Below are 24,444 nucleotides of genomic sequence, written 5' to 3'. Positions count from 1 at the left end.
GCTTATAAGAACACAACAATTGAATAATTTTAAAGTTTACATATTGCATAGAAAAAACTGTAGTCCCCAAACATTCCTAAAACATATACGGATCCCCAAATAAACTTCAACTGCTATTCTACAAAAACAATAATTACACAAAATAAGATTTCTAAAGAAAATTTAGCTAATATTCTACTCTTTTATCGTGCAACAAAACGCTATATTCTAAAAATTAAGATACAACACACAATTTTTAACATGAACCAAATCAATATAGATAGCAAGAAAAATTACAAAATAACAAGTATTGTTTTAGTACAACCTTCAAAAGCATACACAGCAATATCTTTAGAATAATAGAGAAGACGCTTTTACTTGTTACATTCTTTAATAACCACGCCTCTCACGCAAAACAGAATGCCATTGTGTTATTCATTCATGCGCTTATTAAAAAATTCTTAATGCGCTCGAACTCTTTTCAATAGTCCTCTATAATAATCTAAGATTTATCGTACACGCCCCCCTTTACTTTATAAAGTTACAAGTTGATATCATCATTCTATTTTCTCGCTCCCAATATTGCAATAGCTCATATTACATTGAGCCTATTCATAAAAAGCATTTTGTGACTTTAAATCTGTTCGATGAAATCATCCCCCTTGCGCGTCACAAGCAGAATTGCATGTGAATATGTCTTATGAACCATCGCATGGCAAAAGCTGCCGCAACATTAAACGAGCCCAAAAATGAAGACGATAACTTATATCTTTATGACGTAAAATGGTGATGCATAAGAGGTTTTACGTTACACTTTTCACAAGTAACACTGTGAAATAAGCTCAAACATATTAAAAGATATCTCTCAAACACCTTATGACGCTCAATAAATTTTGTGCACTGATCCATTTAAATTTCTTCGCCAATCCCTTATAAGAAAAATACTCTAAAAAACTATATTCCTTCGAAAAAATTATAGTAAGTAGATTTGGTAAAATTTCCTCATAATGGATGGTATATAAAAAAGCATTTCATACCCTAAAAAACACAAAAAATAGAAAGCTACTAATAAACAGAGGAAAATAGAATATTTTATAATGTACGCTAATAGTGCTATTTATCTCAACATATATAAAATTGTTTTTTTAGATAAATTGATAAAGCTTTATAAAAATTTTTTCCCAATTTTATAGAGAAACAAAGATTACGATAATAACCGGATAAAACGCTGAACAGTATCATGCATTCCATACTCTAATGCATCAGCAATAAGCCCATGGCCAATAGAAACCTCATCAAGCCAAGGAATACTTTTGACCAGAGCAGGAAGGTTCATAAGTGTCAGATCATGCCCAGCATTCATACCTAACTGCAACTCTTTAGCTCTTCTTGCTGCTAAAACAAGTTTATTGAGCTCTTGATCTTGTTTTGTTTTATCCTGAAATTCACCACCATAAGGTCCCGTGTAAAATTCCACACGATCAGCACCCATTGCTTTAGCAATATCAAGACCATCGACAGCAGGATTAGCAAAAAGGGATACACGAATCTTTCTTTTTTTTAAATTCTGAATAATAGGTGCTAAAAATTCTGCATCATGAGCAAAATTCCACCCATGATCAGACGTTGACTGATCTGGATCATCAGGAACAAGGGTAATCTGGTCCGCATAGTTTTCAGCGATATCCAAAAATTGATCACTTGGATAACCTTCAATATTAAACTCAGCCGTAGGAAAATTGTTCTTTATTAAACAGTATATATCTGACAAATCCGCAAAACGAATATGCCTTTCATCAGGGCGTGGATGAACCGTCAAACCTGCTGCTCCAGCAGCAAGCGCTATATGCCCAATATTTGTTATACTTGGCCACGGAAGATTACGTCGATTACGCAAAACAGCAACAGCATTAAGATTAACCGAAAGTTTTACCGCCATGCCCATTTCCATTTTTTTATAGTGTGTAACAAGATAGAAAAAAGGCATTTTCTATCTGAAACTGGGATGATACACACATTTTCTCTATCGAACAATCGTTAAATGCTCTGCTGCGCGGGTAATTCCCGTATAAAGCCAGCGTGCATACATATCACGAAATGCAAAACTTTCATCAAACAAAACGACGTTATTCCATTGAGAACCTTGCGCCTTATGAACCGTTAATGCATACCCATAATCAAAATCATCATATCGCTTTTTTAATTGCCATGAAATTTCTTGATCAGGGTTTTCAAACGCTGCTTTTAAAAGTTTAATCTTTGCTACCCCACGCTCACTTTCTTCTGGTTTCACAAGAAGATTAATACTTGGTTTAACGGTCTCCTTCTGTGAAGTCATCACCTTCCATAAAGAGCCATTCAACAAACCTTTAATGGGATCATTTCGCAAACACACCAGCTTATCTCCCGCTTGCGGATAATCTGCTGTAAATCCCTTTAACACACGCAAACGCTGATTATAAAGGTGGCGTGTACGATTAACCCCTACCAAGACCTGATCAGCATCCAAAACCAATTGTTGATTGACCTCTTTACGTGTAACAACGCGCGCTTCTCCATAGTCACCATAAGCAATATCGCGTCCTTCGCGCACGTCCATAGCAAGACGTATAATCGGATTATCTCGCGCTTGCCGATGAATTTCTGAAAGAAGAAAATCTGGTTCTCCATTAGAAAAAAAGCCTCCACCAGATATAGGAGGCAATTGACCTGGATCACCAAGAACAAGAATTGGCGTCCGAAAGCTCATTAAATCACGTGCCAATTGTTCATCGACCATCGAGCATTCATCAACGATAATGAGTTTAGCTTGTGCAGCAGCACTTCTTCGATTTAATGTAAATGTTGGAGCAATAGACTTTTTTCCCGTAATTTCATCGGAAACTTCCTCTTCTCCACGCGGACAATAAATCAATGAATGAATCGTACAAGCATTGCTTGCACCTTTAGAACGTAAAACCTGCGCCGCCTTCCCTGTAAAAGCAGCAAACTGAACAGAACCATCAACTGTTTCTGCAAAATAGCGCGCAAGCGTCGTCTTACCCGTTCCCGCATAGCCAAAAAGGCGAAAAAGAGGAGAACGCCCTTCCTTCAACCACGCGGCAACAGCCTTCAATGCATTATCCTGTTCCCGTGAAAACTGCATAGCTTACCAACATAAGATTTGCATAAAAAAAGCAGTATTTTGAAAAAAACCGACTATCAAAAAAAACTTTTTTATTAAGAATTGCTGATACACGCCCATCTAACAACTTTCGTAGCACAATTATCAATTATTTACCCATTACTTTTTCAAGATAGTGTAACAATCTAAATTTTATCTATACATCGATCTTCTTGGTAATACCTTATACTTATCGAATAAAATATCATTTTTTACAACAGTAACACCAACAATGGAATATGCATATCTTAAAGTTAAAATAACACCTAGTATACGCTTTTTATAACCAAAATTTAGAATGAGAAAAAGAGTATTGCCTTTGCAAAACCCTAGCTAGAAAAATGTCCTTAACAGGATAAAAATAATGTAATTTTATGAATACTATTTTACACAAAAAATCAGCTTTCTTGCACATAAAAATAAAGTATATCTACTATTCTGAAATAATAATTAAATATATTAAAAACATTTTGGCAGAAATAAAAATAGCTCTCAACAAAACTACTTAATCCTATGATGATACACCTCTAAAGTTCCTATCTCCCTCTTATCATGATTTTAATAAATTTACTCTTCATGCTACAAATAAATTATATCTCAACGAATAAAGAGAGACATCACGCTTATATGAAGCACGCTTTATCTCGCACAAATATGGAGCTTTTTCTGTTTCAACAATAAAACATGGTTCGTAAGTATGGCCTTCTTGGTAGTCTATTATAGAAAACTGGGACATGGTTTCAGTCCAACGTAGCACTTCAGGTTCGTCCTCTAGAATATGAGAAAAGCGCAATTCTTCATCTATTGAGTCAAACTTTTTTGTCGCAATGTTTTAAAGTTTATAAAAACTAACTGATTAATGCTATTCTTATTGCTAGAAATAACAATGAAATCAAGGGGGATAATTTGTTAATAGGCTTGGCGTTATGCCAAGATATCAGCGGTAATATTGCTTTTTGTTTGTTTTAGAAATGAAATAATGAACTCAAATATTGATGAATGAAACAGGAGGTTTAAATTGAAAATATTAATTCCAGACGACTATCAAAAAGCCACCCTAACATTACAGTCTATTACAAAATTAATGAAATCACATGAAGTGCTGGTTATAAATAATTTAGCTAAAGAATGTGATTTAGAAGATAAGCTCAAAGAGATAGATATTCTGATCTTAATCAGAGAGCGAACTACAGTTGATAGAGATCTTCTCCTGAAACTGCCAAATTTAAAATTGATCTGCCAAACAGGCCCTATAGGTTCACATATTGATATAGAAGCTTGTAGAGATTTAGGAATTAAAATATTAGACGGTGGTGGAGACCCAACTTCTGCTGCTGAATTTGCATGGCTCTTAATTATGTCTGCGCGTAGGAAACTCTATAAATCTGTATCTGATATGAAAAAAGGACGATGGCAAACAACATTTGGCAACCAAATGAAAGGGGCTACTCTTGGAATATTCGGATTTGGGCGTATTGGTAAAATGGTTGCTCAATATGCTCAAGCTTTTGGCATGTCCATTTTGGTTTATGGGAGTGAGCGTTCAACGCAAGAAGCAAAAAATTTAGGTTATCATTTTACGCATTCAAAAGATGAATTTTTTACACGTCCTGACGTTATATCCGTCCATTTACGTTTAAGCGATAAAACCAGAGAAATCATAAAATTAGATGATCTATTGAGCATGAAAACTCATGCTATTTTTGTCAACACAGCGCGTTCAGCTTTGGTTGAAAAAGGGGCGATAGAAAAAATACTAAGTTTGGAAAATTCAACTTACTTTGCACTGGATGTTTATGACAGCGAACCAGTATATGAGAGCAAATTATTGCAATCAGATAGAGTTCTTTGCACACCGCATCTAGGCTATGTGACTGAAGAAAGCTTTGAGAATTATTTTGAAAAAGCTTGCCAAAATATAGCTTCTTTTATAAAGAGCACTTAATGCCGGCTGAGCCAATGTTTGTAAAATTTATCTTAGTATCGCTAGCGTATCAAATTTGCACGACATATAATAGCTTATTTCCTTAAATTAAGCATATTCCTTAGCTTTCATATTAATGCCAATCATATTGACAGATTTTTATGTAATCAACATAAAATACCTAATTTATTGTTGCAAGCATTATTAAAAAGGCTACTTTATTGGAATACAATTTAATTGGAGGGGGGCTGAGTGAGCAATAATAAATTTATAGAAAAAAATTATTATAGATGGATTGTATTGCTTGTTGCCACGATCGCTCAAGCATCAGCCTGCTTCTTTGTTCAAGGGATTGATCCTTTAGCTGAATTTTTTAAAAAGGATTTCTCGCTTAGCGACTCTCAGATAGGTTTACTGTCTTCATCAGCGCAGTTCCTACCTATTGGGTTACTTGTAGCAAGCTAATTACTAGACAAGTTTAACAAGCGCTATATTGTTGGAGTTGGCGCGGTCGGCGTTTCTATCGCTCTTTTATTGGGAGCAATCGCAGATAACTCTATTTCCCTTTTGGTTTGTTTGCTAATTGTAGGGGGATTTTATAGTTCTGCTCAACCTGGTGGCGCTAAATCCGTTTCGTCATGGTTTCCACAATCGCAGCGCGGATTTGCAATGAGAATAAAGCAGGCGAAGCTACCATTAAGTGTGGGGGGTATTAGCTGGGATAGTTCTTCCTGCGAGTGCGCTTATCTATGGCATACAAGGTGCGTTTTTGGTCGGTGCCATCGTTTCTTTTTTAGGGGGGATGTATATTTATTATTTTTTATCACTCACCAGAAAAAATTGTCGCTATCGTTTCAGAAAGCAAAGCAAAAGTTTCGTTCTATGCAAATGTAAAGTCTCGTCTTGCGATGTTAACGGCACCGCATATGAAGAATATTATTTTTTCAGGCGTTTCACTTGTGATCGTTCCATATGTTTTAACCATTTTTATAACGATTTATTTTTATAGAATCTATCACCTGTCTTTAGCTAAAAGCGCTTATTTGTTTTTTGTTTCACAGGCTTCTGGTGCCTTAAGAAGAATTATTTTAGCAGCGTGGAGTGATCATTGTAGAAAAGGACGATTTTTTCCTGTCTTGTTTTGCATGATTGCAGTCGTTTTTGGATTTTTAATATTAATTTTGGGCATAAGTGGATCGATAATTTATTTAACTATTTTATCTGCTTGGTTAGTTTTTTGGAATGGGATGGTATGGCCCTTGGGTCGCCTATATTGTAGACTCTTCACCGAAAGAAAGCGTTGGCTTTTCTCTGGGTTTAGCAATGTCTGTAAATCAAATCGCAATTATTACTGCTCCACCATTATTTGAATTAATCCAAGATTTTACAGACACTTATTTACTAACATGGCTGATTTTAATTATTGTTTTTTCACTTTTCTTAATAAGAAAGTAGGGAAAGATAATTGGGGAGGAAATTATAATGATCAATGAAAATACTTTTGAGTTGAGCTAAAAAATAGCATTTTCGCTGTTACCCCATAGAATATTGGCAATTCTGATGAATCAAAAGGTATCTATTACCCCTAAACCATATTTAATCTTTGAAAATCTTCCAATTGATAGACAAATTAATACGTCACCTAATCCTTATAATTTAGATGCGTCTTGTAAAAGTGGCTATATTAGCGAAAATTTAATTATGATGTTTTCTTTATTGATTGGAGAGCCTTATGCAATTAAGTTTGAAGGCGAACATATAGTAAATAACCTAGTTCCTTTAGAAGATAATAAAAAAGATTATACAGGATTAGGATCTGAAGTTGAGTTAGATTTTCATATAGAAAATGCTGCGCTAAAATTTATAACAGGTTTAAATTTATCTCCTAAAGGGATACTTTTATCTGGTGTTCGCAATGATGTTAATGGCACATTGACTAGAATATCTGATGCACGTCTCGCTCTAAAACTTTTAAGTGAGGAGGATTTGAGGAACTTAAGGGATAATTTATATATAATTAATGTTCCCTATAGATGGAGAAGAAATGGAGTAACCTCTACAAGTAAAGTGCCCCTCGTTCAAGGGGACGGTGAATTCCCAGATATCAGCGCTGTTTTTTATCCGGGCATGTTAGAGCCACAGTCAAAAAAAGCCAAGGAAGCTTCAGATCATTTTAAGGCTGTATCTTTTGGAATTGATGTACAACAGGGAAGATTATTATACATTGATAATAGAATGGCTCTACACTCTAGAGATAAATTTTTTGGATCATTTGATAGTTATGAAAATCCAATGCGATAGATTCAAAGAGTGTTTGGTCTGCAGATTTATGGAATCATAGATATGTAGAACAAATAAAAGAAAGAGTATTTAATTTTCAATGTTAATGTCCTGATAATGATATAATGGTGAGTATTATTCTGGTTTATATATATTGACGATACATCTCATATGTATAGATTTTTCCCGCATAATCAGGTGAGGTTACTAGCTAATTATAAGCTATGGTGGCCAATTGATTTTCTATGGCTGCATTCGCTTTTTGTTATTTTCGCCATTCCTTTCAAGCCTCTAGGGGGATTTTCCTATCAAGCCCTTGAAAGAGCTATTTGGAGTAGTTTCATAATGCAAAACCAAAACATAGTGACAAACTTTTCTATTGTTTTCACAAGTATGACGGTTTGCATGGTTGCACCCTTCAAGCATGGTGGCTTTTTTTCTTGCACGATGAAATCTTTCATATATGAGACAACATAATTAATTTATAACAGATAATTCAATGTATTATCTAAAAAATGCAACGATATAGCTATTAATGTGAACATATGAATTTAAAAAAAACAAACATCGCGTACAAATAAATTCAAACATAATTTGGCACACGACTTATAACATTTTTTAGATAAACAAATAATAATACACCCTATGTCTTTAAACACAGAATGAAAATAATAAAATGAGTTCTAAGAATAATAGAAACTCTCCACAAAGAAGAGACAGAGATGAAGCCTCCAAAGACTTCATCATCACCATCCTTCACCATTTTGTTAACATATTCATTTTATACAAGAATCTTTCCCTCGGAAGAAATAGCATTTGCAATAGCTTCTTCGCTTGCTTCATCGGGTAATAACATCTCATTATGGGCACATCCCGATGGGATCATAGGAAAACAGTTTTCTAAATGATAAACACGACAATCAAAAAGAACAGGCTTATCACAATCAATCATCTGCTGAATTTTATCATCAAGTTCATCGGGTTTTGAACAATGAATCCCTACCGCTCCATAAGCTTGTGCCAATTTCACAAAGTCAGGCATAGATTCCGTATAAGAATGAGAAAGACGATTACCATGCAGCAATTGCTGCCACTGGCGGACCATTCCCATATACTGATTATTTAAAATGAAAATTTTCACCGGTGTGTCATGCTGAATAGCTGTTGCAAGCTCTTGAATATTCATCTGAATGGAGGCATCACCAGAAATACATACAACAAGCGCATTAGGATGCGCTATTTGAACACCTATAGCAGCAGGTAAACCATACCCCATCGTTCCAAGACCACCAGAAGTCATCCAGTGTTTTGGTTCATCAAAATGATAATACTGCGCTGCCCACATCTGATGCTGCCCGACATCCGTTGTAATATAAGCATTCGCATCTTTGGTAAGAGCATAAAGTCGTTCAAGAGCATATTGCGGCATAATGACATCTTTTTTCTCCGCATATGCCAATGAATTACGAGCTTTCCAACGGTTAATTTGCGTCCACCACGCCTCACGGACTTCACTGTTAAACGCTGGTTGTTGTATCTTTAAGAGTTGCGTCATATCTCCTAAAACACAAGCCACATCACCAATAATTGGAACTTCTGCTTTTACAATTTTATTGATAGAAGAAGGGTCAATATCAATATGAATAATACGCGCATGAGGTGCAAATGCATCAAGGCGCCCTGTGATACGATCATCAAATCGTGCTCCAACAGCTAACATAACATCACAATCATGCATGGCCATATTAGCCTCATAGGTTCCATGCATTCCAAGCATTCCAAGCCAATTTTTACCGGAAGCAGGATAAGCACCAAGTCCCATTAATGTTGAAGTAATCGGAAAATCCCCCAATTGAACCAAATTACGTAAAAGCTGTATAGCTTTCATCCCTGATGAAATAACACCACCACCAGAATAAATAATAGGGCGTTTTGCCTCAACTAAAAGAGAAACGGCAGATTCAATAGCCTTAGTATTCCCTTTCAACGATGGAAAAGAATGTAAAGACTCCTGAACTTGAGGTGCTCTATAAAATCCTGAAGCAAATTGAACATCCTTAGGAATATCAATCAAAACCGGCCCAGGACGACCTGATTGAGCAAGAGAAAAAGCTTCATGAATAATAGCTGCAAGATCATTGACATTTTTAACCAGCCAATTATGCTTCGTACAAGGCTTTGTAATTCCAACTGTATCTGCCTCTTGAAAAGCATTTGTTCCAATCACCGTTGTTGACACCTGCCCAGAAAAACAAATAAGAGGTATCGAATCCATAAGAGCATCTTGCAAAGGTGTAACAGCATTCGTTGCCCCTGGACCAGAAGTCACAAGCATAACCCCTACCTTCCCTGTGCTACGTGCATAGCCTTCAGCCGCATGCCCTGCAGCTTGTTCATGACGCACCAAAATATGCTGGAGTGTATCTTGGTGATAAAGAACATCAAAAATAGGCAAAACAGCCCCACCAGGATAACCAAAAATATGTTCAACGCCTTGATCTATAAGAGCTTGAACCACTATTTCAGCGCCCGACATTATTTTTCCATCTGCACTCTCTTGCTTTCTTGGATCATTTCTCATTTTTCCCACTCACCTACTTTATAGGACAATAAAAAAGCCCCTAACGGAGCCCATAAAAAAAGCCCCCAAAGGAGCCTATTACACAACACATACTGTATGATTACCCCCATTATTCCAACGTATAAAATATATAAAAAATTCCTTGTAGAAAGATTTTTAATTCCATTGATACCATTCGTCAATAAAAAATTATATTTTCTAAAAAATTTCTTTTTCACGAATTATCTTTTATCTTTCGATAAGTTTTTTTGCAAAGCTATAACTCTTTTATCAAAAAGTAAGCATCCATTCTTCATCAAATTGATTACGAAACCATGTCATTTGTCTTTTTGCATATCTCCTCGTTTGTATTTTTACCGCTTCAAGAGCATTCTCAAAGCTTCTATATCCATCCAAATAAGCCATAAATTCAGGTACACCAATAGCCTTCATTGCTGGTAATGAAGGGGAAAGTTTAAGTTTTTTCATAGCCACCACTTCTTCTAAAGCTCCTCTTTCAATCATAGAATCCAAGCGTTTATGAATACGTTCATAAAGCAGAGGACGTGGTGGCATGAGAAGAATTTTTTCGGTCAAATTCGGCGCAATGATAGGTGTTGTTTTTTGTTTCTGCCACCAACTGAGCGTCTTACCGGTTGCATCATAAACTTCCAAAGCACGGACAATACGCTGTCTATCGTGCGAAGAAATTTTTTCAGCAACATCAGCATCAATCTGTAACAACTGGCCATAAAGACTTTCAGGTCCTTCTTGATCAAGCAGCAGACGCCATTTCTGCCGCACAACATCTGGAACATGAGGAATTTCCGCAATCCCTTCCAAAAGAGCACGAAAATAAAGTCCTGTTCCGCCAACAAAAATAACTGATCTCAAAGAAAAAGTAGCCAATAGCTTCTCAACATCACACAACCATTGCCCTACTGAGTAATTCAACGTAGGACTCACATGACCATAAAGATAATGGGGAACAATCGCAGTATCAGCCTCTCTCGGCCGTGCTGTTAAAATATTTAAAACATCATAAACCTGCATTGAATCAGTATTAATAATGAGAGCATTTTTTTCTTTAGCCATTTGCAAGGCAAGTTCTGACTTCCCACTTGCCGTTGGCCCCGCTATTAATGTAACTGTTCTCTGTGTCATGAATAGCAATTTCTCCCAATCAATAACTTATTGCAACATGCAGACACCCCCAAAGCCACTGTATTTTCTCTCCATGATCATAGAGTAAATACTTCAAACAAAAATACGAACACAAATTCTCTTTAATACAAAGAAAATCCTATGAAACTTATAAAAAAGAAAAAATGGACTTAATAACAACACCAAAGGAATTTCCAAGCATTTTTTGCTATCATAATTCAATAACAAACCACAGCTATAATAATTCTGTCCGTTAATGCCATTAAAAACATACTCTTTGTCATCATTTATGAAAATAATACTGAGTTTAATCTATACAATCAAATAGCTTTATTTTTTCCTATAAAAATAGCATGCTACGCCGGTTTATAATCAGAGCCTTATAAAGCATCATATCAATACCATTTACTTGCGCATCACAAGCAGAGATAAAAATGGACTTAAGAAAGGTGTACCAATATCTCTTATGCAGCATTTCAAAGTCTAGGCTGTTACAATATTGATAACTGAAAAATACTATGATGGCACCAATTTATACTTTATATCCAGCATAAAGATATAATGATTTCCTATAGATTTTATATTGCACACCCCATGCTCTCTATCGTGAAATGAGCTTGAGAAACATTGAACATCACATGCCTGACTTGCAAAAGACCCCATATACTAAAGCTGCTAAAAAACAAAAAATAATTTTTCAAACATCAATCCATTAAAATCGTTACGAACCGTAACTCTCCATCTGGACGCGCAACAATAAAGAGAGCATTTTTTCGTCCAGCTTCACGTAATTTATGAATACGTCTCTTAGCCTCATCAATTGTTGTGATAGAACTCTGATTGATATCAACTATCACTTCACCAACGCGAATACGCTTTTTATCCGCTGCACTATTTTGTGCAACAGCTGTCACCACTAGTCCTCGAAGTTTATCTGAAATTGAATAACGATGACGCAAATCCTCTGTCAGTTCAGATAACGTCATGCCCATAAATTGCATTGTCACGTTTTTCGACAGATCTTGATTTTTTTTATCATCAACTTCTTCTGTATCTTCATTTGGATCTGTTTCAATCAAACGTCCAAGCTTAACTTTTACTGTTTCTTCTTGCCCATTGCGTAAAACAGTAACGTCCACCACTTTTCCTTCTGAACTTTCTGCAACTAAACGCGGCAAATCACGTGCATGCTTAATTTTGGAATTACCAAAGGAAAGAATAATATCTCCAGTTTGTAACTGGCTATTATCTACATTATTTTCTTTCGTCTGTTCTATTTTACCAGCCACCAATGCTCCCACAGCATTGTCCAATTTTAAACTTTTTGCAATATCCTCTGTTACCGGCTGAATACGAATAGCCAACCAACCACGCCTTATTTCTCCAAAATCACGCAATTGATTAATAACAGAAAGAGCCATATCCGATGGAATAGCAAATCCAATACCGATAGATCCTCCAGAAGGTGAAACAATTGCTGTATTAATGCCAATAACTTCACCATTTCTATCAAATAACGGACCACCAGAGTTGCCTCGATTAATCGCTGCATCTGTTTGAATAAAATTATCATAGGGACCAGCATTAAGGTCACGGTTACGTGCAGAAATAATGCCAACTGTTACACTTCCACCAAAACCATAAGGATTTCCAATAGCCATAACCCAATCACCAATACGTGCCTTTTCTGAATCACCAAAACGCACAGCCTTTAATTTTTTACTTCCTGCATCGACTTGAAGCAAAGCCAAATCAGTTTTGCTATCCTTTCCAAGAAGCTTTGCCTTTAATTTTGTTCCATCCGTAAAATTAACTTCAATATCATCAGCATCAACGATAACATGATAATTTGTAACAATAATCCCTTTTTGCGCATCAATCACAAAACCAGACCCTAAAGAACGCACCTTTTGAAATTGACTATCTTTTTGACCATCTTTAGGTGTAAAGAAATCACTAAAATATTCCTCCAACAATGAATCTTTTGGGATAATGGGTACCGCAGTATTTTCATCCTGTTCTGTTCCTTCAACAGTCTGTGCTGTGGAAATATTCACAACTGTTTCCAAAAGCTCAGAAGCTAAATCAGGAATAGAAAGCAATGCCTTGCTTGTCTCGGCTCCCCAAGACAAACTCATTGATCCTGATAGGAACAAAGTCACACAAAAAACAACTCTTGTGATAAAAAACTTCAAAAACGTACTTTTACTCACGACACTTCTATCCATGATATGCCTTTAACCAAAGCCGTAAAGAGCCCTACTAAATTTATCTATGTAAAACCCGCACGGCTCGATACTCTCTACCACTTTTATCATAAAAGAAAATGCTCACAGATTATTCTTTTCATGCAAAATCTCGGATCTGCAATCCGTTATTTTATCTATTCTCTCCTGATTTTGAATCAGTTTTACTAAGTCCAGTATTCATTGTCGGTAAGAATGCTTTATTTGCCTGCGGTGGATTACGAAAATAGAAAAAGAAATCCTCATTTGGAGAAATCACCATCGGTGTTTTCTCTAAATTCTTGTATTGTTCCATCGCCAACCAAAAATCGTAAAAAGACGGATTAGCCTCCCGCGCATTCAATAAAAGACGAATACTTTCAGCTTGACCTTCACCACGGGTAATTTCAGCATCACGTTTTGCAGCTGCTACGATTTCTTCATATTCACGATTAGCTTCTGCCACAATACGATCTCGTTCCTGCTGACCACGAGCTCGAATATTTTCCGCAGCAGCTTCACGTTCAGCTGCCATTTGCCGATAGACATCTTCTGAAACAGCATCGGTCAAATCGGTTTTACGAATACGCACATCAACAATGGTAATACCCAACGAGCCTGCATCTACAGAAAACTGCTTCTGTACCTCAGCCATCATCGCTCCTCGTTCATCCGATAAAGCTGCTTTAAATTCTCGCTTACCATAAACAGCACGCAAAGCGTCAATAAACCGTGGTGCAAGGTTTTCACGTGCCGCAATTTGTGGACGCCCAGAAGCAATGCGCTGTAAAAACAACTTAGGATCTGTAATACGGTAAATAAAGAACGCATCCACCTCATAATACGCACCACCACGAACCTGTACAGATTGTGTAGGAACATCGTAACGCAATAACCGATTATCAACAATGATCATCTTATCGATAAAGGGCGCCTTGAAATAGATTCCAGGATTAGATTCTACCTGAACAATTTGTCCAAAACGCTTAATTGCTACTTGTTGACGAGGATAGACGATAAAAACGGACATCCACAAAATCATCAAAACAAACACTATAGCACTAAAAACAAACAAAAAGCGAGATTGCTGCATAATTAATCTCCTCCAGCAATACGAGAATCTAAGAGTAACGCAGGACGCGCTGATGTTGCCTTTACTTTTTCTGATGACTTGCTACGCAACAATTCATTCAAAGGTAAATAAGGCACCGCTGGAGAATTTGCCTGATCAAGAACCAGCTTATTTGGTGAAGAAAGAATCCGCCCCATCGTCTCCATATAGAGACGGTAGCGCGCAGCTTCTGGTGAAATCGCAGCCTCTCGAGCTATTGCCTGAAAACGTTCAGCACGCCCTGTTGCCTCTTCAACCATTTGTGCCTTTTCACCTTTTGCGATTTCCCGTGTGCGTGAAGCTTCACCATTTGCCAAACCAATTTTCGTAAAACGCACACGATTCCCCTCTTCAATCATTCTTCCACGTTCCTGCTCCGCCTGCTGAACAGAATTAAACGCAGCAGCAACCTTTGTTGGAGGAGCAGCTTCACTGATAGACACACGGCTTATTTCGACACCAAGTTGATATTTATCGACAGTCAACTGGATAATCTTTCTAACGTCATTAGCAACTTCTTCTTTCTTGTCACGTAAAACATCATCAACCGGCCGCGAACCAATGACCTCACGCATTGCACTCTCAGCAACTTGGCGGACAGTTCCCTCTTGATCATTCACATTGAATAAAAACTGACTAGGATATGAAATCCGATAGTAAACAGAAAAATTAACATTAACGATATTCTGATCACTCGAAAGCATTAAACCATCACTTTGTTGCGCTTGACCAGGCTTTCCACCAATCGCGATTGTTTTTTCCGTTAAAGGTACTTTCATATAGGTCTCAATTGGCCAAAAATGAAAATGCAAGCCATCACCAATAATGCCTTCTTTAGGGATGCCAAAGCGCAGCTCTACCGCTTGTTCATTTTGCTGAACAATATAAATTGACTGGTATAACCAAAAAAACGCAATAAGCAGAAGGAACAAAACAGAAAGACTACTTCTCCCAAATTGTTTAAACTGATCCTGCCCTTTGCGCAAAATATCATTAAGATTAGGACCATTTTCGCTACCATGATTGCCACCAGAACCAAAGATATTCTTAGCTGGTGTTTTTTTTTCACCACTGTTTTTATCGCCACTCCACGGGCCACCACCATTTTGATTTGTCCAGGGCATTATCACCTCTTTAACTGATTACCACTACTCGAACACCAACCATTTGCTTGATCTTATAGGGTGCCTATTACCTCATTATAATACAACTGATAACCCCTTCCACTTCATATTACAAAAATTATTTCCGCTCATAAACAACAAAACGTGTCGGATGACTATCTTTATCCCCTTTTGGAATATCTTGTGTTTGCACAATAGTCCACTTTTCTTTATCAAAAACAGGAAAAAAACTATCACCTTCTATAGAGGCTAAAACTTCTGTAAGGAATATTTTATCAGCCATAGGCAATCCTTGTTGAAAAATTTCCCCTCCCCCAATAATAAAAATTTCCTTTACATTATTTTGAGAAGCAACGCTTGTTGCAAGAGAGCAAGCTTGCGATAAAGAGTGAGCAACAACAGCCCCTTCAGCGTTGAAGGTACAATCACGCGTAATGACGATATTTGTACGCCCTGGTAAAGGGCGCCCAAGAGAATCCCAAGTTTTTCTTCCCATAATAATGGGCTTACCCAATGTCAAAGCTTTAAAGCGTTGCAAATCCGTTGATAAATGCCAAGGCATGGCACCTTCACGACCGATAACACCATTTTCTGCAACCGCAGCAATGAAACAAATGGAAATCATCATATTGCTACCGGCGCCTTAATATGGGATTGTGCTTCATAATTAAGCAATTCAAAATCCTCAAATTGAAAAGAAAAAAGATCTGTTACCGCTGGATTTATGCGCATACATGGCAAAGCATTTGGTCTACGAGACAATTGATATTTTGCCTGTTCAAAATGATTAGAATAAAGATGAGCATCCCCCAGAGTATGAATAAAGTCGCCTACTTTAAGACCGCTTACTTGCGCAATCATCATCGTTAACAGTGCGTAGGATGCAATATTAAATGGAACACCTAAGAAAATATCCGCCGAACGCTGATAAAGCTGACAGGACAATTTTCCCTCCGCAATGTAAAATTGAAAAAGACAATGGCACGGAGGTAAAGCCATTTCTTCTATTAATGCAGGATTCCAAGCTGATACAATCAAGCGACGAGAATCTGGCATTTCCTTAATCATTGTTAAAAGATTACTAATTTGATCAATATGGCGCCCATCAGGAGCAGGCCAAGAACGCCACTGATAACCATAAACAGGACCAAGATCTCCTTTTTCATCAGCCCACTCGTCCCAAATTGATACACCATGCTCTTTCAACCATGCAATATTTGTATCACCTTTAAGAAACCACAAAAGCTCGTAAATAATTGAACGTAAATGTAGTTTTTTTGTTGTCAACAATGGAAATCCTGCTTGTAAATCAAAGCGCATCTGATACCCAAAGATAGATCGCGTTCCAACGCCCGTCCGATCTGTACGATCAATACCCTGATTTAAAACGTGGGATAAAAGAGCCAGATATAATTTCATGAGGGTTATTATGTCCGATTCTCCTCATTATAGAAAATAAAAACTGTAAAATTCGTACAAACATAATTCAAATCTTTATCCGAAAACATCTTACACAAGAAATTATCGTGATCTGACTAAAATTTTTATGCAAAAGATAAAATACTATAGACAGCTTCTGAAGAAAAGAACATAGAGTGATAATGAACAAAAATGGTGAACGTGAAATGAAGGGATTGACTATGGAAAAACAAGAATCTTTAGCATCACATGATACGCAAAAACGTATCTGGGCTATTGTATCCAGTGCATCAGGTAATCTAGTAGAATGGTATGATTTTTATGTTTATTCTTTTACATCCATTTACTTTGCATCACAATTTTTTCCCTCAGATGGCGATGTCGTTGCACAACTTTTAAAGGCCGCTGGTGTCTTTGCTATTGGTTTTCTTATGCGCCCAATCGGCGGATGGCTCTTTGGCTTCATTGCTGACCGCTATGGACGTAAACGCTCAATGCTTATTTCTGTTGGTATGATGTGTGGTGGTTCTTTCTTAATCGCCATACTTCCTACTTATGAAACTATTGGAATGGCAGCAGCAATTCTTTTACTTTTACTCCGAATGCTTCAAGGACTTTCTGTCGGGGGTGAATATGGTACGACAGCCACTTATATGAGTGAAGTGGCACTCAAAAACCGCCGTGGATTTTTTAGCTCTTTTCAATATACCACACTGATTGGTGGACAACTTCTAGCCAGCCTGGTTATATTCATTCTAGCACTTTATCTCACAGAGGATCAACTAAAAGCATGGGGATGGCGTATTCCATTTGCCATTGGGGGCCTAGGAGCAGTTGTTGCAATTTACCTCCGTCGTACACTTCATGAAACAACCACAGAAGAAAATCGTTCTAAAAAGCAAGCTGGTAGTCTTTTAGAGCTTCTACGCAATCACAGGAAAGCTTTTTTTCTAGTTGTTGGCTTTACAGCTGGGGGATCGCTCACATTTTATACCTATACAACTTATATGCAAAAATATCTGATCACAACCACCGGCTTTGATAAACATACTGCAACAACAATCATGACTGCTGCGCTCTTTGTTTTCATGTTACTTCAACCTGCATTTGGTTTTATGGCTGATAAAATTGGAACAAGAACTTCACTGCTTATTTGGAGTGTTTTATCTATTATCTTTACGATTCCTGGACTTCATGTAATTGGTAACACTAATGAAACATGGATTGCTCTATCAGTCATTATTGGAATGCTATGCATTATGAGCTTTTATACATCCATCTCTGGTATTGTAAAGTCAGAAATGTTTCCCGCTTCAGTGCGAGCAACAGGTGTTGGATTCTCTTATGCTATTGCCAATGCAGTGTTTGGCGGCTCTGCTGAATACGTAGCGCTTGAATTAAAAGACCTTGGATACGAATCTGTCTTCTATTTTTATATAACCGGCATGATGATTATTGCATTCATTGCGGTTCTCTTGATGCCCGATGCGCGCAAAAAAGGATATTTACAAGGAGACGATATTCATTAACTTTTGATGTTAACAAAAAAGCCCAGTATTCTGGGCTTTTTGTAATTCTTTCCCATAGAAGCTTAAAGCGCACGATTTTTTATCTCTTCAAACACCTAAAGAAGAAATTTTCTCTCCTGCATATACTGCTTATAAAAATAAACAGCTGCATATTATTATGAATAAATGCTTCTTTTGCTGAAGATAAAAAATTTTTGATTTATTTTAATACCCCCCATTCCCACTCAAAATCGAAGAAAAGTGATTATCTTTCAAGAAATTTTATCAATAATAAAGATTCCACTCATGATTTTGTTTAATACGTTCTTAATGGTACCCCTCATGAAACACAAATCCTTTCATGAAAAGTAGAAAATACAATTATATTATGAATTCGCACACTTTTTTGAGAAACATTTCTCAATATACCCAACTCCATTTCACAACGGCACCCGTGAATGACATAACGTAAAAGCCCCGTAAAATATAAACATGGTCATCACTCTCTTTACACTTAATAAAAGTGCAAGCCGCTATTATTATACTATTGACGAACTCTTAATATTGTACTCCCCCTTAACACTTAAGATCATTTCTAAAAAGTATTTTAACTGATACACCAACCTCGCATGCAATAGTCAATAACATCATTTTACGAAACAACATCAAGCATATAAACTAAAGAGTATCATATCTTCATAAATACTCTGCATATGCAAATAATTCACAATCAAACAAAAAACAATATTTCCTTAAGGATAGATTTACGCAATATAACAACACCATGAGCCCAAAACAGCACTGATAGATCTAGAAAAAATCTTTATGTTTCCCTAAAAATTTATCATGATACAATGGCGTTTTTATAATGCACATCGTAAATAGCTTTAAAAAGAAGAAAAGTTATAAATCTAAAAGGGGAATACTTCATGAATAATCAAACAACTTTAGATCCACATGATACAAGGAAACGTATTTTTGCTATTATATCCAGTGCATCCGGTAATCTGGTAGAATGGTACGACTTTTACGCTTACTCCTTTGCATCGGTTTATTTCGCTTCGCAATTCTTTCCTGAAGATGAAGATATCGTTACACAATTGTTAAAAACGGCAGGAATCTTTTTTATTGGCTTTCTTATGCGTCCAATTGGAGCATGGCTCTTTGGGTTTATTGCTGATCGTTATGGACGTAAACGCTCAATGCTTATTTCTGTTTTTATGATGTGTGGGGGCTCTTTTCTCATTGCCATACTTCCCACTTACAAAACTTTGGGAATAACAGCAGCATTCCTTCTCCTTTTTGTCCGTATGTTTCAAGGGCTTTCCGTTGGCGGTGAATATGGTACAGCCGCAACGTATATGAGTGAAGTTGCGCCCAAAAATCGTCGTGGTCTCTTTGCTTCTTTTCAATATGCAACAACGATCTCAGGTCAACTTCTGGCAAGTTTTATAATATTTATTTTAGCCATTTACCTTAACGAGGATCAGTTAAAAGCATGGGGATGGCGTATTCCCTTTGTCATTGGTGGCTTTGGAGCAATCGTTGCAATTTATCTGCGTAGCTTGCTTCATGAAACAACAACCCTCAAAAGCCGCTCTGAACAACACGCTGGTAGTCTTAAAGAACTTTTTCGTAATCATAAAAAAGCGTTCTTTTTGGTTGTTGGCTTTACAGCTGGCGGATCACTCACATTTTATACATACACCACTTATATGCAAAAATATCTGATCACAACCACTGGCTTTGATAAACAAACCGCAACAACAATAATGACTGCCGCCCTCTTTGTTTTTGTGTTACTCCAACCGCTTTTTGGTTCGCTAGCCGATAAAATTGGAGCAAGAGCTTCACTCATCAGTTGGGGTGTATTATCCATTATCTGCACCATTCCTGTACTTAAAATGATCGGGAATGCCCATAATCCATGGACAGCACTCTTAATCATTATTGGAATACTCTGTGTTATGAGTTTTTATACGTCCATTGCTGGTATCATAAAAGCAGAATTGTTCCCTGCTTCAATCCGAGCAATTGGTGTTGGCTTTGCTTTTGCCATTGGCAACGCACTGTTTGGCGGTTCTGCTGAATATGTAGCGCTTGGATTAAAAAATATGGGATACGAATCTGTTTTCTTTTTTTACATCGTTGGTATGATGGTCATTGCACTCATCTCTATTCTTCTTATGCCTGATATAGATAAAGGAGGATATCTCGATAAAGACGATAGACTTCATTAAACTTATTTTCTGGATAAAAAAAGCCCAAGAAATTGGGCTTTTTTTTGATCTCCTCTCCACCCTAGTAAAGAACGAAAACCCGCCCCGCATTCGTCTTACAAACAACTCAGTTTCTCTTAAATTATCTATAGTTACTACCCTCTTTATGTAATTTACTTGATAAGATTCTATGGGCAAGCCCTCCCCTAAATACTTATCATGATATCTGAAAAACACCTCATACGGAAAACCTTATCTGAATCCTCCCCCCTAAAAAATAATGTATTATGGCGCAAAACGATAAGTAAGGACTTAAAAGTCCCATTTTATACTATTTAACCCTTATGAAATAACTTAATTTTTTCTATTACTTCTTGTAAAATCCATATATTTTATAACATCAAATTATCATTAAAGTAATTAATATAGTATTATTATAATAAAATTTGAAGATATACTTATATACATTTTCAATGTATATTTGTCATATAAACACAATTAAAATTAATATGATAATTTTTTCTAATAAAAAAGTAAAACTCTTAAAAATAATAACAATATAACTCCAATAAATCATCTTAAAGAATTTCTCTAAGAAATTATCATGATACAATTGGATTTTTCTGGAAATCATAAAAAATTATGTTTAGAAATTATATTTAGAAATAAATATATGGACTATAAATCCAAAAGGGGAACAATTCATGGAAAATGAAACAATTTCAGCATCACAGGATGCAAGAAAACGTGTTTTTGCTATTATAGCAAGCGCATCAGGAAATCTCGTAGAGTGGTATGATTTTTACGTTTACTCATTTGCATCAATTTATTTTGCATCACAATTCTTTCCCTCCGATGGTGATACGATTACGCCACTGTTAAAAACCGCGGGTGTGTTTTTTATTGGCTTTCTTATGCGCCCTATTGGAGCTTGGTTTTTAGGATTTATCGCCGATCGTTATGGACGTAAACGCTCGATGCTTATATCCATTTTTATGATGTGTGGTGGCTCTTTTTTCATCGCCATACTTCCCACCTATGAAACCTTAGGAATAACATCAGCAATCCTTTTACTTTTAGCTCGGATGATGCAAGGACTTTCAGCGGGTGGTGAATATGGTACAGCAGCCACTTATATGAGCGAAGTTGCTCTCAAAAAACATCGAGGGCTTTTTGCTTCTTTCCAATCAGCCACCCTTATTACAGGTCAACTTCTTGCCAGCTTCATTATATTTATTCTAGCATCTTATCTCTCTGAAGATCAGTTAAAAGCATGGGGATGGCGCATTCCTTTTGTGATTGGTGGTTTCGGGGCAGTGATTGCGATTTATCTGCGTCGTTCTCTCCACGAAACAACCACGAAAGAAAGCCGCTCTCACAAACACTCTGGCAGTCTTAAGGAACTTCTCACCAAGCATACAAAAGCCGTTGTCGTAATTGCATGCTTTGCATCAGGAGGATCACTCACATTTTACACCTTTACGACTTATATGCAAAAATATCTGATCACAACCACCGGCTTTGATAAACATACCGCAACAACGATTATGACAGCTGTACTATTTATTTTCATCCTATTCCAACCCATAGCTGGTATCATAGCCGATAAAATTGGAACAAAAACTTTACTTATCATTTGGAGTATACTCTCTGTCATCTTTACATTTCCTGGACTCTGGATAATCGGTAATACGCATAGTCTATGGGTTGCCTTATCGGTCATTATTGGCTTGCTCTTCATTATGAGCATGTATACATCCATCTCTGGTGTCGTAAAATCAGCAATGTTTCCCTCTTCAATACGTGGATTAGGCGTTAGTATCTCTCATGCCATTGGTAACGCTTTATTTGGTGGTTCTGCTGAATACGTTGCGCTTGGATTAAAAAAGTACGGTCATGAATCACTCTTTTATTTTTATATAACCGTCGTGATGATCATGGCATTCATTGCTCTTCTCTTTGTCCCGAGTATGCGTAAAGGGGGATACCTCCAAGAAGATGAAAAACATTAACCCTTTTTATAAACGAAAAAAGCCCAAGAGATTGGGCTTTTTTATCATTATCGCAAATTTAATATTGTTTAAATTTTATGAAGTGCATTAAGGTGCTTAGCAACTAGATAATAAAAAGTCAGTCGACTTTTTCTACGCTCTCCAGACATCATCTCAGCCACTTTTGAAACGGCCATTTTAGCACTCTGTTCATCAGCTTCTAAAACATCTTGAACCCATTTTTCAACACGTTCTAACTCTTTTGGATCCGATGTAGCAACAAGCGCTGCATCCTGCTTTTTCATCACTAAAGCTAAACGACGGCTAAGTCGTTCTACTGCTGCTTCATCGGGATTTGAATCATATAGTTTAATATCTGCTAAATTATTTGTCATTTTGCATCATCTCCTCTCCAAAAATGAGCGGACTATAATTTACAGCCGCATCATATAGCTCTATAAATAATTAGAGGATTAAAAATATTAACAACCCCCCTTTTCCTAAGACTGTTCTTCATCTATATTTAAAAGGCTGGTTTACCAGCTATGGTAATAAATGGACGGTGAAATAAACCTATTGGACCCGGGGGCGGTACCCGGCGCCTCCACCAAAATATAAGAAAGCAAAGTTATATTTTGGTGGGGGCGAAATAGGATCGACAAGGGTGTAAAGATCGCTCTTTTACTCGGCATTGTACCACCGTTATCGGGCTAAATGAGTAGTTGCAAATGACAACTATGCGGAAGCACGTCTCGCCGCTTAAGGTGGTGTGAATGTTTCAAATTGAGTCTTAAACCGTCGCAGGTTTAAGCGGGGTTCGGAGGCACCTGGCAACAGAAGCCTTCACTTTTTAAATGTTGTTGATTGATCTTTCAGACATTATCAGACATTATTTACCATAGAGTTTCGTATTTATTCGATTTATTGAGGTGCATCGTAGAAAAAATCTGCTAATTTAAAATATATTCTATCACACAATATCAATACGCCCCATTCTGCTACGTGAAATAAAAGGAATAAACTTCGATGGTTAAAGATCAAATCCGTTACGATATTCTCGTTCAGGATGCACTTCGTGGAGTTATCCGTAAAGTTTTATCGGAAGTTGCCAAAGCAGGTCTTCCGGGAAATCATCATTTTTTTATAACTTTTTTGACAAATGCCCCAGGCGTTAAAATTTCTCCTCGGCTAAAAAATCGCTATCCCGAGCAAATGACAATCGTCTTACAACATCAATTTAGAGATCTCAGTGTTTCAGAAACAGCTTTCGAAGTAACCCTCTCTTTCAGGGAAATAACCGAAAAGCTCGTGATTCCTTTTACTTCCATTCAAGTCTTTTATGATCCTGTAGCAGCATTTGAAGCAGCATTTGATCTGCCCTCAAATCTGACCTCTGGAGAAAGTGAACATTCAGAAAATACCTCAACTACGCCCATTACCTTATCAAACAAACAAAAAAAAGAAAATACGCTTACAAAAGAACAAAATCTCAGTACAAATATAGAACCTTCAAATAACGATGCAAAACAAAATCAAAGTGCTGATGTTGTCTCTTTAGATTCCTTTCGGAAAAAATAATTTTTCTCATGACTGAATTGATTAATCTTCGCCAATTTCGAAAACAAAAAAAACGTACAGAAAAATCTCTTTGTGCTGAGCAAAATCGTTATCGTTTTGGACGAACAAAAACTGAAAAACTTTTTGAGCAACAAAAATCTTTAAAAACGCAAAAATTTCTTGATCAAAATCGTTTACGAAACGACGAATAAAGGTGGAA

Annotated in this window: 18 protein-coding genes, 1 other RNA gene and 1 pseudogene; 10 read left to right on the top strand and 10 right to left on the bottom strand. The window is 36.7% G+C overall.

All coding sequences use genetic code 11. The annotated features are described in order from the left end of the window. Positions 1-1,183: 1,183 nt before the first annotated feature. Together ACFINA_RS03655 and ACFINA_RS03650 are read right to left on the bottom strand one after the other, a co-directional pair. Positions 1,184-1,918, bottom strand: coding sequence for a pyridoxine 5'-phosphate synthase (locus ACFINA_RS03655; RefSeq protein ID WP_375606997.1), 735 nt, complete (start codon positions 1,916-1,918; stop codon positions 1,184-1,186). Positions 1,919-2,002: 84 nt separating this feature from the next. Then, positions 2,003-3,124: an ATP-dependent RecD-like DNA helicase gene (locus ACFINA_RS03650; protein WP_375615089.1), complete on the bottom strand. Its 1,122-nt coding sequence runs from the start codon at positions 3,122-3,124 to the stop codon at positions 2,003-2,005. Positions 3,125-4,160: 1,036 nt separating this feature from the next. Here ACFINA_RS03650 and ACFINA_RS03645 point away from each other — a divergent pair. The 4 genes and pseudogenes from ACFINA_RS03645 (at position 4,161) to ACFINA_RS03630 (ending at position 7,367) form a co-directional block, all read left to right on the top strand. Then, positions 4,161-5,087, top strand: coding sequence for a D-2-hydroxyacid dehydrogenase family protein (locus ACFINA_RS03645; protein ID WP_375615088.1), 927 nt, complete (start codon positions 4,161-4,163; stop codon positions 5,085-5,087). 231 nt (positions 5,088-5,318) lie between these two features. Beyond that, entirely contained in the window at positions 5,319-5,531 is a 213-nt protein-coding gene (locus tag ACFINA_RS03640; protein WP_375615087.1) for a hypothetical protein, read from the top strand. 12 nt (positions 5,532-5,543) lie between these two features. Then, positions 5,544-5,960 (top strand): annotated as a pseudogene (locus ACFINA_RS03635) (MFS transporter); the annotation flags it as partial. Positions 5,961-6,626: 666 nt separating this feature from the next. Next, positions 6,627-7,367 (top strand): TauD/TfdA family dioxygenase, encoded by a 741-nt coding sequence (locus ACFINA_RS03630; RefSeq protein ID WP_375615086.1) that lies wholly within the window; start codon positions 6,627-6,629, stop codon positions 7,365-7,367. A gap of 760 nt (positions 7,368-8,127) precedes the next feature. Here ACFINA_RS03630 and ACFINA_RS03625 read toward each other — a convergent pair. From ACFINA_RS03625 to ACFINA_RS03595, 7 genes are all read right to left on the bottom strand, one after another. Beyond that, the gene (locus tag ACFINA_RS03625; RefSeq protein ID WP_375608255.1) at positions 8,128-9,927 is read right to left on the bottom strand and encodes an acetolactate synthase 3 large subunit; all 1,800 of its coding nucleotides are present in this window, start codon (positions 9,925-9,927) and stop codon (positions 8,128-8,130) included. 270 nt (positions 9,928-10,197) lie between these two features. Beyond that, positions 10,198-11,070, bottom strand: coding sequence for a tRNA (adenosine(37)-N6)-dimethylallyltransferase MiaA (miaA, locus tag ACFINA_RS03620; RefSeq protein WP_375608254.1), 873 nt, complete (start codon positions 11,068-11,070; stop codon positions 10,198-10,200). A gap of 704 nt (positions 11,071-11,774) precedes the next feature. Continuing rightward, a complete protein-coding gene (locus ACFINA_RS03615; RefSeq protein ID WP_375615085.1) occupies positions 11,775-13,298 on the bottom strand; it encodes a Do family serine endopeptidase in 1,524 nt (507 codons plus the stop codon). 151 nt (positions 13,299-13,449) lie between these two features. Then, the gene (gene hflC, locus ACFINA_RS03610; protein WP_375615084.1) at positions 13,450-14,388 is read right to left on the bottom strand and encodes a protease modulator HflC; all 939 of its coding nucleotides are present in this window, start codon (positions 14,386-14,388) and stop codon (positions 13,450-13,452) included. 2 nt (positions 14,389-14,390) lie between these two features. Next, on the bottom strand, positions 14,391-15,530 hold the full coding sequence (gene hflK / locus ACFINA_RS03605) for an FtsH protease activity modulator HflK (protein WP_375606989.1): 1,140 nt from the start codon (positions 15,528-15,530) through the stop codon (positions 14,391-14,393). Between the two features lie 118 nt (positions 15,531-15,648). Continuing rightward, positions 15,649-16,158 carry a dihydrofolate reductase gene (locus tag ACFINA_RS03600; RefSeq protein WP_375606988.1) on the bottom strand — a complete coding sequence of 170 codons (510 nt, stop codon included), beginning with the start codon at positions 16,156-16,158 and terminating at the stop codon, positions 15,649-15,651. Then, a complete protein-coding gene (locus ACFINA_RS03595) occupies positions 16,155-16,949 on the bottom strand; it encodes a thymidylate synthase (protein ID WP_375606987.1) in 795 nt (264 codons plus the stop codon). The genes ACFINA_RS03600 and ACFINA_RS03595 overlap by 4 nt, the downstream gene beginning before the upstream one ends. A 221-nt stretch (positions 16,950-17,170) precedes the next feature. On the opposite strand from ACFINA_RS03595, the gene ACFINA_RS03590 reads away from it, so the two are divergent. From ACFINA_RS03590 to ACFINA_RS03580, 3 genes are all read left to right on the top strand, one after another. Further along, positions 17,171-18,478 (top strand): MFS family transporter, encoded by a 1,308-nt coding sequence (locus ACFINA_RS03590; protein WP_375607008.1) that lies wholly within the window; start codon positions 17,171-17,173, stop codon positions 18,476-18,478. 908 nt (positions 18,479-19,386) lie between these two features. After that, a complete protein-coding gene (locus tag ACFINA_RS03585) occupies positions 19,387-20,697 on the top strand; it encodes an MFS family transporter (protein ID WP_375606986.1) in 1,311 nt (436 codons plus the stop codon). Between the two features lie 683 nt (positions 20,698-21,380). Continuing rightward, a complete protein-coding gene (locus ACFINA_RS03580; RefSeq protein ID WP_375606985.1) occupies positions 21,381-22,688 on the top strand; it encodes an MFS transporter in 1,308 nt (435 codons plus the stop codon). A gap of 68 nt (positions 22,689-22,756) precedes the next feature. Here ACFINA_RS03580 and ACFINA_RS03575 read toward each other — a convergent pair whose 3' ends face one another. After that, complete coding sequence (locus ACFINA_RS03575; protein WP_375606984.1) at positions 22,757-23,062, bottom strand: DUF2853 family protein; 306 nt, start codon at positions 23,060-23,062, stop codon at positions 22,757-22,759. Between the two features lie 96 nt (positions 23,063-23,158). On the opposite strand from ACFINA_RS03575, the gene ssrA reads away from it, so the two are divergent. The 3 genes from ssrA to ACFINA_RS03560 all read left to right on the top strand — a co-directional run bounded on the left by ssrA (position 23,159) and on the right by ACFINA_RS03560 (position 24,436). Then, positions 23,159-23,515, top strand: a transfer-messenger RNA (tmRNA) gene (gene ssrA, locus ACFINA_RS03570). Between the two features lie 178 nt (positions 23,516-23,693). Further along, positions 23,694-24,245: an SspB family protein gene (locus ACFINA_RS03565; RefSeq protein ID WP_375606983.1), complete on the top strand. Its 552-nt coding sequence runs from the start codon at positions 23,694-23,696 to the stop codon at positions 24,243-24,245. Positions 24,246-24,253: 8 nt separating this feature from the next. After that, the gene (locus tag ACFINA_RS03560) at positions 24,254-24,436 is read left to right on the top strand and encodes a DUF4169 family protein (protein ID WP_375606982.1); all 183 of its coding nucleotides are present in this window, start codon (positions 24,254-24,256) and stop codon (positions 24,434-24,436) included. The last annotated feature ends 8 nt before the right edge of the window (positions 24,437-24,444 follow it).

Origin of the sequence: Bartonella sp. AC10YNML, from assembly GCF_042196825.1 — a bacterium.
GTDB lineage: Bacteria > Pseudomonadota > Alphaproteobacteria > Rhizobiales > Rhizobiaceae > Bartonella.
This window is presented reverse-complemented; position numbering and strand designations above follow the sequence as displayed.

Bases quoted from the DNA above. Each gene is read 5' to 3' on its own strand.
- ACFINA_RS03655 (WP_375606997.1), bottom strand. From the start codon at position 1,918: ATGGCGGTAAAACTTTCGGTTAATCTTAATGCTGTTGCTGTTTTGCGT.
- ACFINA_RS03650 (WP_375615089.1), bottom strand. From the start codon at position 3,124: ATGCAGTTTTCACGGGAACAGGATAATGCATTGAAGGCTGTTGCCGCG.
- ACFINA_RS03630 (WP_375615086.1), top strand. From the start codon at position 6,627: ATGAATCAAAAGGTATCTATTACCCCTAAACCATATTTAATCTTTGAA.
- ACFINA_RS03625 (WP_375608255.1), bottom strand. From the start codon at position 9,927: ATGAGAAATGATCCAAGAAAGCAAGAGAGTGCAGATGGAAAAATAATG.
- miaA (WP_375608254.1), bottom strand. From the start codon at position 11,070: ATGACACAGAGAACAGTTACATTAATAGCGGGGCCAACGGCAAGTGGG.
- ACFINA_RS03615 (WP_375615085.1), bottom strand. From the start codon at position 13,298: ATGGATAGAAGTGTCGTGAGTAAAAGTACGTTTTTGAAGTTTTTTATC.
- hflC (WP_375615084.1), bottom strand. From the start codon at position 14,388: ATGCAGCAATCTCGCTTTTTGTTTGTTTTTAGTGCTATAGTGTTTGTT.
- hflK (WP_375606989.1), bottom strand. From the start codon at position 15,530: ATGCCCTGGACAAATCAAAATGGTGGTGGCCCGTGGAGTGGCGATAAA.
- ACFINA_RS03600 (WP_375606988.1), bottom strand. From the start codon at position 16,158: ATGATGATTTCCATTTGTTTCATTGCTGCGGTTGCAGAAAATGGTGTT.
- ACFINA_RS03595 (WP_375606987.1), bottom strand. From the start codon at position 16,949: ATGAAATTATATCTGGCTCTTTTATCCCACGTTTTAAATCAGGGTATT.
- ACFINA_RS03590 (WP_375607008.1), top strand. From the start codon at position 17,171: ATGGAAAAACAAGAATCTTTAGCATCACATGATACGCAAAAACGTATC.
- ACFINA_RS03585 (WP_375606986.1), top strand. From the start codon at position 19,387: ATGAATAATCAAACAACTTTAGATCCACATGATACAAGGAAACGTATT.
- ACFINA_RS03580 (WP_375606985.1), top strand. From the start codon at position 21,381: ATGGAAAATGAAACAATTTCAGCATCACAGGATGCAAGAAAACGTGTT.
- ACFINA_RS03575 (WP_375606984.1), bottom strand. From the start codon at position 23,062: ATGACAAATAATTTAGCAGATATTAAACTATATGATTCAAATCCCGAT.
- ACFINA_RS03565 (WP_375606983.1), top strand. From the start codon at position 23,694: ATGGTTAAAGATCAAATCCGTTACGATATTCTCGTTCAGGATGCACTT.
- ACFINA_RS03560 (WP_375606982.1), top strand. From the start codon at position 24,254: ATGACTGAATTGATTAATCTTCGCCAATTTCGAAAACAAAAAAAACGT.